This is a genomic window from Lysobacter niastensis, assembly GCF_015453285.1.
Lineage (GTDB): Bacteria > Pseudomonadota > Gammaproteobacteria > Xanthomonadales > Xanthomonadaceae > Lysobacter_J > Lysobacter_J niastensis.
Map to the genome: position 1 here is coordinate 214,333 of NZ_JADLZT010000005.1, position 12,427 is coordinate 226,759.

The window sequence follows — 12,427 nt, forward strand, 5'->3', positions numbered from 1 at the left end:
CGGTGAACCGGTCGTGATCGATTCAATGATCAATCTGGTGAATTGGGGTTGCGGAAGTTTTAGTCGGTCGTTATTATGATCGGCCTGATGCGGGGTGGAGCAGTCTGGCAGCTCGTCGGGCTCATAACCCGAAGGTCGCAGGTTCAAATCCTGCCCCCGCTACCAGCTTCGACCTGGGCCCATGGCCCGCGAGAAGCCTGAAGTTTTTCAGGCTTCTCTAAGGTCAAAGGCTCGGGCTTGGTGATCGTGCTCTGCTCGCACGGTCACGCCGAAATCCAGTTGTACGGACAAGGGGCCCAATGGGCCCTTTGTCGTTTCTTGCGTCCGGCAAGGCCGGGTGCGTGCAGGAAAGCCTTCAGGCAGCGCTTCTCGGTCAACGTTCGATGATGTCGGATCTTCTGGTTCTGGCTGTCGTTGGCGTTCCGGATCGCAACGTTGAGGAGTTTCGCAGGAGTCGTTTTGCATGACGGACAAAGCAGTCGAAATCGCCAATCTGCTGGCCCCGACGGTAGCGTCGCTGGGCGTGGAATTGCTGGGCGCGGAATACCTTCCGGCGCCGGGCAGTGCCGTGCTGCGCCTCTACATCGATGTGCCGTCCGATGCGGCCATTGGCCCGGATGGCGAGCCGCGCTCGGTGACCATCGACGATTGCGAGGCGGTGAGCCGCGAAGTGTCGGCGCAGCTTGACGTCGAGGACCCGATCAGCGGGCAGTACACGCTGGAAGTGTCCTCGCCCGGCATCGATCGTCCGTTGTTCACGCTGGATCACTACGCACGTTTCGTCGGCGAGAGCGCGAAAGTCGCGCTGAAGCTTCCGCAGGACGGCCGCCGCCGCCTGCAGGGCCGCATCCTCCGCGTCGAAGGCGACAGCGTTGTGTTCGAGGTCGAGGGTGTCGGCGGTGCGCTGGTCGAGCTGGTTGCCGCGTTCGGCAACATCGACAAGGCGCGGCTGGTGCCGGATTGGGTCGCGCTGGGCTTCTCCAAGCCCAAGCCCGGCAAAGACAAGCCTTCGAAGGCCGTGCCTTCGAAGGGAAAGAAGTAACCACCTTAGTAACCACCAAGTTTGCCGGCGGCTTCGGGCCGACCCGTGCGGAGTCAATAGATGAGCAAGGAACTTTTGCTGGTCGTGGATGCGGTTGCCAATGAAAAGGGCGTGCCGCGTGAAGTCATCTTCGAAGCCATTGAGGCGGCCCTCGCGTCGGCGGCCAAGAAGCGCTATCACGATGAAGACGTGCTGGTGCGCGTGTCGATCGACCAGAAGGACGGCAGCTACGAGACCTACCGCCGCATGGAGGTCGTTGCCGACGACGTCGTGATGGAGTCGCCGGACCGCCAGATCCGCCTGATGGACGCCATCGACGAGGTCGAGGGCGTCGAGGTCGGCGACTACATCGAAGAGCAGATCGAGAACCCCGAGTTCGGCCGCATCGCCGCTCAGGCCGCCAAGCAGGTGATCGTGCAGCGCGTTCGCGAAGCCGAGCGCCAGCAGGTCGTGGATGCGTGGAAGGATCGCGTCGGCGAGCTGGTGACCGGCGTGGTCAAGCGCGTGGAGCGCGGCAACATTTACGTCGACCTGGGCGGCAACGCCGAGGCGATCATCCCGAAGGACAAGGGCATCCCGCGCGACGTGCTGCGCGCCGGCGACCGTGTCCGCGGCTACCTGTTCGACGTGCGCTCCGAGCCGCGCGGCCCGCAGCTGTTCATCAGCCGCGCCGCGCCGGAGTTCATGATGGAGCTGTTCAAGCTCGAAGTGCCGGAAGTCGGCCAGGGCCTGGTTTCGATCAGGGCGTGCGCCCGCGATCCGGGTGACCGCGCCAAGATCGCCGTGCTCGCGCACGACAACCGCACCGATCCGATCGGCGCCTGCATCGGCATGCGCGGTTCGCGCGTGCAGGCCGTGAGCAACGAGCTCAACGGCGAGCGCGTCGATATCGTGCTGTGGTCGGACAACCCGGCACAGTTCGTCATCAATGCGATGGCGCCGGCCGAAGTGCAGTCGATCATCGTCGATGAAGAGAAGCACTCGATGGACCTGGCCGTGGCCGAGGACCGTCTGGCGCAGGCGATCGGCAAGGGCGGCCAAAACGTGCGCCTCGCCAGCCGCCTGTCGGGCTGGCAGCTCAACGTGATGACGCAGGACCAGGTCACCGCCAAGTCCGAAGCCGAGCAGACCACTGCGCGCCAGCTGTTCCAGGACAAGCTGGAGGTCGACGAGGAGATCGCCGGCATCCTGGTCTCGGAAGGCTTCAGCACCGTCGAGGAAATCGCCTACGTGCCGGTCGGCGAGCTGCTCGCCGTCGAAGGCTTCGACGAGGACATCGTCGAGGAGCTGCGTGCGCGAGCACGCGACGCGCTGCTCAACGAGGCCCTTGCCGCAGAAGAGGAACTCGACGAGCACCAGCCGGCCGCCGACCTGCTCGAACTGGGCGGCATGGACGAGGCCACTGCCTTCGCGCTTGCTGCGCGCGGCGTGGTCACGCGTGACGACCTGGCCGACATGGCGACCGACGAGCTGACCGATATCGAGGGCATCGACGCTGAACGCGCCGCGGCCTTGATCATGGAAGCCCGCAAGCACTGGTTCGAGTAACAGAAAACCGTAGGGCGGGCCTTGGCCCGCCATGTGCAAAGTGCGGCGGGGCAGGACCCGCCCTACAATCGCCACCGCGGGATCAACCCGTGGTGGCCAAACGGAACCGGAAACCGAATGTCGCAGCAAACCACCATCCGCAAGCTGGCCGAACTGGTGAACACGCCGGTCGAAAAGTTGCTGGAGCAGCTGGCCGAGGCCGGCATGACTTTCAGCGGCCCCGACCAGGTCGTGACCAGTATTGAGAAAGTCAAGCTGCTCGGCTTCCTCAAGCGCGCCCACGGCAAGGCCGACCAGGCCGCCGAGGTGGGCGAGGTGCCGAAGAAGATCACGCTGAACCGCAGCCGCAAGCAGGAGCTCACCGTCGGTGGCGGCAAGAATCGCTCGACGGTCGACGTCGTCGTGCGCAAGAAGGTCACGCTGGTCAAGCCGACCGACGGCGCCGCAACGCCGGGCGACGAGCGCGCCGAGATCCTGCGCAAGCTGGAGGAATCCAAGCAGCGCAACCTCGCCGAGCAGGAGAAGCTGGCCGCCGACGACAAGCGCCGCGCCGACGTCATCGAGGCGGCCCGCCGCCAGGCAGAGGAAGCCGCCAAGCTCAAGGCCGAGGAAGACGCGAAGGCCAAGCTCGCCGATGCCAGCGCACTGGCGGGCGATGGCGAGGAGCAGCCCGTCCGCAAGGCGGCGACCACGCATGGCCATGGCCATCCGAAGCCGGCACCGGCGCGTGCGCCGGAAGCGGCGCGCGGCGCTCCCGCACACAAGACCCGCGGCTCGCACGCGATGGTGTCGACGGTCGAGGACGATGACCGCACCAACCGTTTCGCCGGCCAGATGCACTTGAGTGCATCTGACCGCGCCCGCCGTTCGACCAGCTCCCGCGGCAAGCCCAAGGCCCGCCGGCAGACCGAGCAGGCCCGTTCCGGCAGTGGCTTCACCCGTCCCACCGCGCCGATCGTGCGCGAGGTCGCCATCGGCGAAACCATCACCGTCGGCGATCTGGCGCAGAAGATGGCGCTGAAGGGCGGCGACGTGGTGAAGGCGCTGTTCAAGATGGGCGTCATGGCGACCATCAACCAGGCCATCGACTACGACACCGCCGCGCTGGTGACCGAGGAACTCGGCCACACCGTCGTCAAGGCCGGTGCCGAGACGGCCGAGGACGCACTGCTGGCCCACGTCGAAGAGACGCAGGGCAACAAGGTCGCGCGTCCGCCGGTGGTCACCATCATGGGTCACGTCGACCACGGCAAGACCTCGCTGCTGGACTACATCCGCCGCACCAAGGTCGCCTCGGGCGAAGCCGGTGGCATTACCCAGCATATCGGTGCCTACCACGTCGAAACGCCGAAGGGCGTGATCAGCTTCCTCGACACCCCGGGCCACGCCGCGTTCACCTCGATGCGCGCGCGCGGCGCCAAGCTCACCGACATCGTGGTGCTGGTGGTGGCTGCCGACGACGGCGTGATGCCGCAGACGAAGGAAGCCATCCAGCATGCGAAGGCGGCCGGCGTGCCGCTGATCGTGGCGATCAACAAGATCGACAAATCCGACGCCGATCCGCTGCGCGTCAAGAACGAACTGCTCAGCGAGCAGGTCGTGGCGGAAGACTTCGGCGGCGAAACCCAGATGGTGGAGCTGTCGGCCAAGACCGGCGATGGCGTGGACGACCTGCTCGATGCGATTTCGCTTCAGGCCGAAGTGCTCGAGCTCAAGGCAGTGCCGGATGGCCGCGCCACCGGCGTGGTCATCGAGTCCGCACTCGACAAGGGCCGCGGCCCGGTCGCGACCGTGCTGATCCAGCAGGGCGAGCTGAAGAAGGGCGACTACCTCGTGTGCGGCGTGCAGTACGGCCGCGTGCGTGCGCTGTTCGACGAGACCGGCTCGCAGGTGCAGAGCGCGGGTCCGTCGATCCCGGTGCAGGTGCTTGGCCTGTCGGGCGTGCCGGATGCCGGCGACGACTTCGTCGTCGTCGACGACGAGCGCCTGGCCAAGGACGTCGCGCAGCAGCGCGACGCCAAGCGCCGCGAATCGCGCCTCGTCGCCCAGGCGGGCAACCGCATGGAAGACATCATGGCGCAGATGGGCAAGGGCGAGGGCCAGCTGAGCCTCAACCTGGTCATCAAGGCCGACGTGCAGGGTTCTGTCGAAGCGCTGCGCCAGGCACTGACGGCACTGTCGAACGACCAGATCCGCATCAACGTCATCACTTCCGGCGTCGGCGGCATCACCGAGTCCGACGCGAACGCCGCGGCGACCGCCAAGGCGACCGTCATCGGCTTCAACGTCCGTGCCGATGCATCGGCACGCAAGGTGATCGAGTCCAACGGCGTCGACCTGCGTTACTTCTCGATCATCTATGACGTGATCGACCAGGTGAAGCAGGTGGCGTCGGGCATCCTGGGCGTCGAGATCCGCGAAGAGATCATCGGCACCGCCGAGGTCCGCGACGTGTTCCGCAGCTCCAAGTTCGGCGCGGTCGCCGGCTGCATGGTGGTCGAGGGCGTGGTCAAGCGCCACAAGCCGATCCGCGTGCTGCGCGACAACGCCGTCATCTTCGAGGGCGAACTGGAATCGCTGCGTCGCTTCAAGGAGAACGTCGACGAGGTCCGCAACGGTACCGAGTGCGGTATCGGCGTGAAGGCCTACAACGACGTCAAGCCGGGCGACCAGATCGAGTGCTTCGAGCGCATCGAAGTCCAGCGCACGCTGTAATCCGGTAGGAAGAAATGACGAGCAAGTCGTTCCATCGCACCGACCGCGTTTCCGCCCAGCTCCGTCGCGAGCTGGGCACGCTGGTGCGCGAGGCCGTGCGCGAGCACGACCTGCCGTCGGTCAGCGTTTCCGACGTCGAGGTGACGCGCGACCTGGCGCACGCCAAGGTGTTCGTCACCGCGCTGCAGGCGGAGCGTTCCAAGGAGGCCGTGAAGGCCCTCAAGGAACTCTCGCGCGAACTGCGCTTCCAGCTGGGCAAGGCGATGAAGCTGCGCCATGTGCCGGAACTGCATTTCCACTACGATGATTCGGTCGATCGTGGCGAGCGCATCGAGACCCTGCTGCGCGACAATCCGTCCGGCGGGGAATCCGAGGACTGAGCCCGTTCCGGGCAAGCTACAAGGCGGCGGTTTCGCCGCCTTTTTGTTGTCCGGCGCTTCGGCAGACAATGACGCCATGAGCAAGAAACCCCGTACCGTGTTCCGCCCGCTGGACGGGCTGCTGCTGCTCGACAAGCCGCTCGGGCTGAGCTCGAACCAGGCGTTGCAGCAGGTGCGCCACCTGTTCCGCGCGGAGAAGGCGGGCCACACCGGCAGCCTCGATCCGCTCGCCACCGGCCTGCTGCCGGTGTGTTTCGGCGAGGCGACCAAGATCGCCGGGCTGTTGCTGGGTTCGCGCAAGGCATACGAGACCACCGCGGTGCTCGGCACGACGACCGACAGCGACGATGCCGATGGCGCCGTGCTGGTCGAACGTCCGGTGCCGGAGCTGGACGACGCGGCGATCGAGGCGGCGCTGGCGCCGTTGCGTGGCGCCATCCACCAGCGCGCACCGATCTATTCGGCGCTCAAGCAGGGCGGAGAGCCGCTGTACGCCAAGGCCAGGCGCGGCGAGTCGATCGAAGCGCCCGTGCGCGAGGTCGAGGTGCACGCGCTGCAGCTGACGGGCCGCGAAGGGCCGCGTCTGCACCTGCATGTCGAATGCGGTTCCGGCACCTACGTTCGCAGCCTGGTGCGCGACCTCGGCGAAACGCTGGGCTGTGGGGCGCACGTCGCGACCCTGCGCCGGCTCTGGGTTGACCCGTTTGCCGCGCCGCGCATGTACACCCTGGATGAACTGCGAGCCATCGCTGAACAGGGTGAAGCCAGCCTAGACGCCTGCCTGTTGCCGGTGGAGGAGGGGCTGGCTGGCTACCCGCGTGCCGACCTGGATGAGGAGGGCACCCGGCGCCTGGGCTTCGGCCAGTCGGTTCGCATCGAGGGCGGTGCCGACGGACTCGCCGTCGCGTACGGCCCGGATGGCCGTTGCCTCGGCCTGGTCAGGCGTGAGGACGGAAAGCTCGCGCCGCAGCGCCTGTTCCGATGGGCGGCAGCAGCGCAGTGATCCGCCTGTTCAGGCCCGGGCCCAAGCCGGGTGCCGCAACCTAACGCCTTGTCTGGAATGAGACCGGCGGCTACAATTCGCGGGCTTTTCCAAGCACTCCCGGCACCCACAGGTGCCATTCCTCGAAGCAAACGGCGGGCCAAGCGGTGCGTCGGCGCGAAGATGACGCGACCGATCCGCTTCTGCAGGCCTCGCATCTACGGAGCAATACAGATGTCCATCGACACCAGCAAGATCATCGAAGACAACAAGCGCGGCGCCAGCGACACCGGTTCGCCGGAAGTCCAGGTCGCCCTGCTGACCGCTCGCATCGAGCAGCTGACCGGCCACTTCAAGGTCCACAAGCAGGATCACCACAGCCGTCGCGGCCTGCTGCAGATGGTCAACCGCCGCCGCAGCCTGCTTGACTACCTCAAGCGCAAGGACAACGAGCGCTACAAGGCCCTGATCGAGAAACTGGGTCTGCGTCGCTAAACCAGACACCGACCGCGGCGCAGCGATGCGCCGCGGTTCGTTTTTGGGCAGTACACGAAATACAGGCCGCACAGACGGCCGACCCGGGCGGGGCAAGGGCCTCGAACCGAACGCATTGAAACGATAGGAACCCAACGTGGCAAAAATCACCAAGACCTTCCAGTACGGCAACCATCAGGTGACGCTGGAAACCGGCGAAGTCGCTCGTCAGGCCAGTGGCGCTGTCCTCGTCAAAGTTGACGGGACGGTCGTGCTGGTCACCGCTGTCGCCGCCAAGAGCGCGCGCGAAGGCCAGGACTTCTTCCCGCTGACCGTCGACTACCAGGAGAAGTTCTACGCCGGCGGCCGCATCCCCGGTGGCTTCTTCAAGCGCGAAGGCCGTGCGACCGAGAAGGAAACGCTGATTTCGCGCCTGATCGACCGCCCGATCCGCCCGCTGTTCCCCGAGGAATACAAGAACGAAGTCCAGATTATCGCGACGGTGATGTCGCTGAATCCGGAAGTCGACGGCGACATCCCGGCACTGATCGGCGCATCGGCCGCGCTTGCGCTGGCCGGCACCCCGTTCCAGGGCCCGATCGGCGCCGCCAAGGTCGGTTACAAGAACGGCCAGTACATCCTCAACCCGACCGTCTCCGAGCTGGTTGATTCCGACCTCGAACTCGTCGTGGCCGGTACCGCCAACGCCGTGCTGATGGTCGAGTCCGAAGCGAAGATGCTGTCGGAAGAAGTGATGCTCGGCGCCGTGACGTTCGGTCATCGCGAGATGCAGAAGGTCATCAACGCGATCAACGAGCTGACCGTCGAAGCCGGCACCAAGCCGTCGACCTGGGCCGCTCCGGAAAAGAACACCGCCATGATCGCGGCGATCAAGGAAGCCATCGGCGGCAAGCTCGCCGAAGCCTTCCAGATCCGCGACAAGCTGCAGCGCCGCGACGCCATCTCCGCGATCAAGAAGGACACCATGCAGGTCCTGGCCGGCCGCGCGGAAGCCGACGGCTGGAACGCGGGCGACATGGCCAAGGAGTTCGGTGATCTCGAATACAGCACCATGCGCGACGCGGTGCTCGACACCAAGGTCCGCATCGACGGCCGCGACCTGACCACCGTCCGCCCGATCGCTTCGCAGGTCGGCGTGCTGCCGCGTACCCACGGCTCGGCGCTGTTCACCCGCGGCGAGACGCAGGCGATCGTCGTCGTGACCCTGGGCACCGCCCGTGACGGCCAGATCATCGACGCCGTCTCCGGCGAGTACAAGGAAAACTTCCTGTTCCATTACAACTTCCCGCCCTACTCGGTCGGTGAAGCCGGCCGCATGATGGGCCCGAAGCGCCGCGAAATCGGTCACGGCCGCCTCGCCAAGCGCGGCGTGCTGGCGACGATGCCGACGCTGGAAGAGTTCCCGTACACCATCCGCGTCGTTTCGGAGATCACCGAGTCGAACGGCTCCTCGTCGATGGCCTCGGTCTGCGGCTCCTCGCTGGCCCTGATGGACGCGGGCGTGCCGGTGAAGGCGCCGGTGGCCGGTATCGCCATGGGCCTGGTGCTGGAAGGCGACCGCTACGTCGTGCTGTCCGACATCCTCGGTGACGAGGATCACCTCGGCGACATGGACTTCAAGGTGGCCGGTACGAAGGACGGCATCAGCGCCCTGCAGATGGACATCAAGATCCAGGGCATCACCGAAGAGATCATGAAGACCGCGCTGGCCCAGGCCAAGGCCGGCCGCCTGCACATCCTCGGCGAGATGGCCAACGCCATCACCACGCCGCGCGGTGAGCTGAGCGAGTACGCGCCGCGCCTGCTGACGATGAAGATCCACCCGGACAAGATCCGCGAAGTGATCGGCAAGGGTGGCTCGACCATCCAGGCCATCACCAAGGAGACCGGCACCCAGATCGACATCCAGGACGACGGCACCATCGTCATCGCCTCGGTGAATGCTGCAGCTGCCCAGGCCGCCAAGGCGCGCATCGAGCAGATCACCTCGGACGTCGAGCCGGGCCGCATCTACGAAGGCAAGGTCGCCAAGATCATGGACTTCGGTGCGTTCGTCACGATCCTGCCGGGCAAGGACGGCCTCGTGCACGTCTCGCAGATCTCCAGCGAGCGCGTCGAGAAGGTCTCCGACAAGCTCAAGGAAGGCGACGTCGTCAAGGTCAAGGTGCTGGAAGTCGACAAGCAGGGCCGCATCCGCCTGTCGATCAAGGCCGTCGAGGAAGGCGAGGGCGTCGCGGCCGAATAAGCCGCGCGCTCCAGCGTCAGCGATACGAAAAAGCGGGCCTCGGCCCGCTTTTTCTTTTGCATCCCACCGGATTCCCGGATCAGGGCAGCGCTTCGGCCCAGGCACGCTTCCTCGTGCGCATGCCGATCCCTGCAGGACCGACGGGCCGGCTGGGCGTCATGCCTGCCTCGCCGCGATCGGATGAGGTGGCCTTGAGCATCCCATGCCGCTCGCAGATCACCGCCCACTGCCGCTGCAGGCTGCGCAGGCTGGCGTGGACCGAATAGGCGATCTCGGCGCGGGCATGCAGTGCATCGTCTTCGGCAACGCGCGCATGTTCGGTGGCGCGTTTCAGCGTGCGGGCCAAGGCGCATTGGCCTGCGAGCGGCGCGTTGATGAAATACACCGACACGGCGTCGAGGAACGGATGGGCCTCCGCACCCATCGCGTCCGCCACCAGCAGGCGCATGTGGGCCAGTACCGCCGTGCGCTCGCAGTCCGCCTCGGGGCTTCGCAGGATCAGGGTCTGGGCGATTTCCTGGACCGGTTCGCCCGCGACGATGGCCCGCTGGATCATGTCGAAGAAACCGGTGTAGTCCGAATGGACCGCGTCGAGCGCGGTGAAGAGCGCGGTGATCTCCGCCGTCGCCGGGTTCGAACGACCCGTAGCCATCTGGTTGGTCCTTGTGAGCAATTCGACGACGCTCTCGAGCATGGCAAGCCTGCTTGGCTGGTTTTGCTCAACTAGAACAAGGGCGCTGTGATGACGGCGTGCGGGATCGGCCTGTTCATTCGATGCAGGACTGAACGATGCTCCGTTCTGTGCGCTGTGCCTTCATTTCGTTCATTCGCGGGTCGTGGACGCATGCGCCACGTCAACGCGCGTGATTGGCTGGAAGCGCAGCGTGGTGGTGGTGCCGCGACCCTGGCTGGAGGAGATGTCGAGTTGCCAGCCCAGGTGCTCGCATAGCCGTGAAATCAGATCCAGCCCGATGCCGCTGCCGCCGCGGTCGCCGCCGCCGCGTGCCATGCGGGCGTAGATCGCGCTGATTTCCTCCGGTGTCATTCCGTGTCCCGGATCCTCGATGACCAAGGTCGCCGGGCTTTCCAGGCGAATCATGATCTCGCCCCGGTCGCTATGCTCGATGGCGTTGCGCACGAGGTTGCCGATCGCCGCCTGCACGATCGGCAGCGGCGCCACGATCTCGACGGCGGGCATCGGCGCCACCGTCAGGGCCAGGTCCTTGTCGCGGGCCAGGTAACGGTGGTCTTCGACGATCTCCGGCAGCAGCTGGTCCAGGGCTACGCGGTCGCTGTTGCGGGCGAGCCTGGCCGGATCGCGCGCGAGCACCAGCAGCAGCGAAATCAGCTGCTCGACATCCCGGGCCGTGCGCTGGATGCGCAGGAGCTGGCCGCGTGTCGCCGCTGGCACTCCGCCGTGGTGCAGGGCGATCTCGCTCGCGCCGGAAATCACCGCGATGGGCGTGCGCAGCTCGTGGCTGGCGGTGTCGATGAACACGCGTTCGCGTTCGACGAAGCGGTCGTTGCGTTGCAGGTAGTCGTTGAGCGCGTCGGCAATGACGACCAGCTCCGCGCTGGCGCTGCGGGTGACCTGGATGCGCTGTCCGGGCTGGTCCGGCTGCAACCGTCCGATGTCGTTGGCCATGTTGCTGAGCGGGCGCACCAGGCGGTTGACGCTCCACGCGATGGCCAGGCCGAGCAGCACGATCAGCGTGATCGCCGAGCCGATGACGGTCAGGCCCATGTCGAACTCGCGCTGCTCCAGGTCGGTGATGTCCAGGGCCAGCATCAGCGGCCTGCCGTCGACTTCGCGGACCAGCACGACCCGTTCGACGCCATCGACCAGGACATCGTCGTAGACGCCGGGTCCCAGGCCGCGCAGCGCCGTGGGCAGCGAGGCGCCATCGCGTCCGTCATAGAAGGCGATGTTGTGGGTGTCGACCCAGCGGAACCCGGGGTCTTCGCGCTGCCGCTCCAGCAGATGGTCGAGTTCGGAATCCAGCAGCGTCTGCCAGACCAGCTGCTCGGCATGTTCGTTGACGATGAAGCCGTGCAGGATCACCGCGACCGATAGCGCCACGACATAGCCGAGCAGGCCAAGCAGGATGCGGCGGCGCAGGTTCGATCGGCGAAAAGCCGGGCTAGCCGCGGTCATGGTCGCCCTCCTTGACGGGGCTGGATGCGGACACTTCGGCGAGGCGATAGCCGACCCGCGGCAAGGTCTGGATCAGTTTGACGGGAAACGGTCCGTCGACGCTTCGGCGCAGTTCGTAGATATGGGACCGCAGCATGTCGCCGTCGGGCGGGCTGTCGCCCCACAGCGCATGCTCCAGGCGTTCGCGCGTCACCGCGGCGGGGCTCGACTGCATCAGCACTTCGAGCAGCTTGCGGCACGCCGGATACAGATGCAGCGTGCGACCGTCGCGGGTCACTTCGAGCGTCGTGAGGTCGAGGCGCAGATCGGCGACCTGCAGGACCTTGCTGCGGCTCCTTCCGCCCGCACGCGCCGCGAGCGCTTCCAGGCGGACTTCCAGCTCGGGGAGTTCGAAGGGTTTGGTGAGGTAGTCGTCGGCGCCGGCGCGGAAGCCGGCGATCTTGTCGGGCAACTCGTCGCGCGCGGTCAGCATCAGCACCGGCACGTCCGCGCCCGAGTCCCGCAACTGCCGCAGCACCTCGCGGCCGTCCATCCGCGGCAGACCCCAGTCGAGCACGATCGCGTCGTAGTCGTGGCTCAGCGCCAGGTGCAGGCCGGTCGGGCCGTCGGGCGCTGCATCGAGCACGTAGCCGCGCGACTCGAAGTAGTCGAACAGGTTCGCGACCAGGTTCCGGTTGTCTTCCACTACCAGCACGCGCATCGGCGGGATCCTGGATTGCCGTTGGTGCGCTGTCGTGTGCGCAGCCGGACAGCGTGTTCGCGCAAATGTCGGAATAACGTCGGAATGACGGTGTGACGGCGCCGACGATACTCCACCCGCCCGCCAGGATGAACGCCACCTTTCGACGGTGACCTGGCTTTGCGC

At 66.2% G+C, this 12,427-nt stretch carries 9 protein-coding genes, 1 tRNA gene and 2 pseudogenes; 9 read left to right on the forward strand and 3 right to left on the reverse strand.

The window, feature by feature from the left end:
• The first annotated feature begins 88 nt into the window (after nucleotides 1-88).
• From IU514_RS10235 to pnp, 9 genes and pseudogenes are all read left to right on the forward strand, one after another.
• Nucleotides 89-165, forward strand: a tRNA-Met gene (locus IU514_RS10235).
• Nucleotides 166-463: 298 nt separating this feature from the next.
• Nucleotides 464-1,042, forward strand: coding sequence for a ribosome maturation factor RimP (gene rimP / locus IU514_RS10240; protein ID WP_194931012.1), 579 nt, complete (start codon nucleotides 464-466; stop codon nucleotides 1,040-1,042).
• 60 nt (nucleotides 1,043-1,102) lie between these two features.
• On the forward strand, nucleotides 1,103-2,590 hold the full coding sequence (gene nusA / locus IU514_RS10245) for a transcription termination factor NusA (RefSeq protein ID WP_194931013.1): 1,488 nt from the start codon (nucleotides 1,103-1,105) through the stop codon (nucleotides 2,588-2,590).
• 117 nt (nucleotides 2,591-2,707) lie between these two features.
• Nucleotides 2,708-3,200 (forward strand): annotated as a pseudogene (locus IU514_RS19225) (translation initiation factor IF-2 associated domain-containing protein); the annotation flags it as partial.
• Nucleotides 3,201-3,304: 104 nt separating this feature from the next.
• Nucleotides 3,305-5,305, forward strand: a pseudogene (gene infB, locus IU514_RS10250) (translation initiation factor IF-2); the annotation flags it as partial.
• Between the two features lie 14 nt (nucleotides 5,306-5,319).
• Nucleotides 5,320-5,685, forward strand: a complete 366-nt coding sequence (gene rbfA / locus IU514_RS10255; protein ID WP_194931015.1) for a 30S ribosome-binding factor RbfA — start codon at nucleotides 5,320-5,322, stop codon at nucleotides 5,683-5,685.
• A gap of 76 nt (nucleotides 5,686-5,761) precedes the next feature.
• Complete coding sequence (gene truB, locus IU514_RS10260) at nucleotides 5,762-6,688, forward strand: tRNA pseudouridine(55) synthase TruB (RefSeq protein WP_194931016.1); 927 nt, start codon at nucleotides 5,762-5,764, stop codon at nucleotides 6,686-6,688.
• Nucleotides 6,689-6,901: 213 nt separating this feature from the next.
• Complete coding sequence (gene rpsO, locus IU514_RS10265) at nucleotides 6,902-7,162, forward strand: 30S ribosomal protein S15 (protein WP_194931017.1); 261 nt, start codon at nucleotides 6,902-6,904, stop codon at nucleotides 7,160-7,162.
• A gap of 136 nt (nucleotides 7,163-7,298) precedes the next feature.
• Nucleotides 7,299-9,407 carry a polyribonucleotide nucleotidyltransferase gene (pnp, locus tag IU514_RS10270; protein WP_194931018.1) on the forward strand — a complete coding sequence of 703 codons (2,109 nt, stop codon included), beginning with the start codon at nucleotides 7,299-7,301 and terminating at the stop codon, nucleotides 9,405-9,407.
• A gap of 79 nt (nucleotides 9,408-9,486) precedes the next feature.
• On the opposite strand, the gene IU514_RS10275 is transcribed toward pnp, so the two are convergent.
• The 3 genes from IU514_RS10275 to IU514_RS10285 form a co-directional block, all read right to left on the reverse strand.
• Nucleotides 9,487-10,101, reverse strand: coding sequence for a hypothetical protein (locus IU514_RS10275; RefSeq protein WP_194931019.1), 615 nt, complete (start codon nucleotides 10,099-10,101; stop codon nucleotides 9,487-9,489).
• Between the two features lie 129 nt (nucleotides 10,102-10,230).
• The gene (locus tag IU514_RS10280) at nucleotides 10,231-11,562 is read right to left on the reverse strand and encodes a sensor histidine kinase (protein ID WP_194931020.1); all 1,332 of its coding nucleotides are present in this window, start codon (nucleotides 11,560-11,562) and stop codon (nucleotides 10,231-10,233) included.
• Nucleotides 11,549-12,262 (reverse strand): response regulator transcription factor, encoded by a 714-nt coding sequence (locus tag IU514_RS10285; protein WP_194931021.1) that lies wholly within the window; start codon nucleotides 12,260-12,262, stop codon nucleotides 11,549-11,551. The genes IU514_RS10280 and IU514_RS10285 overlap by 14 nt, the downstream gene beginning before the upstream one ends.
• Nucleotides 12,263-12,427: the final 165 nt, after the last annotated feature.

Excerpts from the sequence above, each read along its gene's own strand:
- rpsO (WP_194931017.1), top strand. The coding sequence starts at position 6,902 with ATGTCCATCGACACCAGCAAGATCATCGAAGACAACAAGCGCGGCGCC.
- IU514_RS10285 (WP_194931021.1), bottom strand. The coding sequence starts at position 12,262 with ATGCGCGTGCTGGTAGTGGAAGACAACCGGAACCTGGTCGCGAACCTG.
- IU514_RS10275 (WP_194931019.1), bottom strand. The coding sequence starts at position 10,101 with ATGCTCGAGAGCGTCGTCGAATTGCTCACAAGGACCAACCAGATGGCT.
- nusA (WP_194931013.1), top strand. The coding sequence starts at position 1,103 with ATGAGCAAGGAACTTTTGCTGGTCGTGGATGCGGTTGCCAATGAAAAG.
- IU514_RS10280 (WP_194931020.1), bottom strand. The coding sequence starts at position 11,562 with ATGACCGCGGCTAGCCCGGCTTTTCGCCGATCGAACCTGCGCCGCCGC.
- rimP (WP_194931012.1), top strand. The coding sequence starts at position 464 with ATGACGGACAAAGCAGTCGAAATCGCCAATCTGCTGGCCCCGACGGTA.
- rbfA (WP_194931015.1), top strand. The coding sequence starts at position 5,320 with ATGACGAGCAAGTCGTTCCATCGCACCGACCGCGTTTCCGCCCAGCTC.
- truB (WP_194931016.1), top strand. The coding sequence starts at position 5,762 with ATGAGCAAGAAACCCCGTACCGTGTTCCGCCCGCTGGACGGGCTGCTG.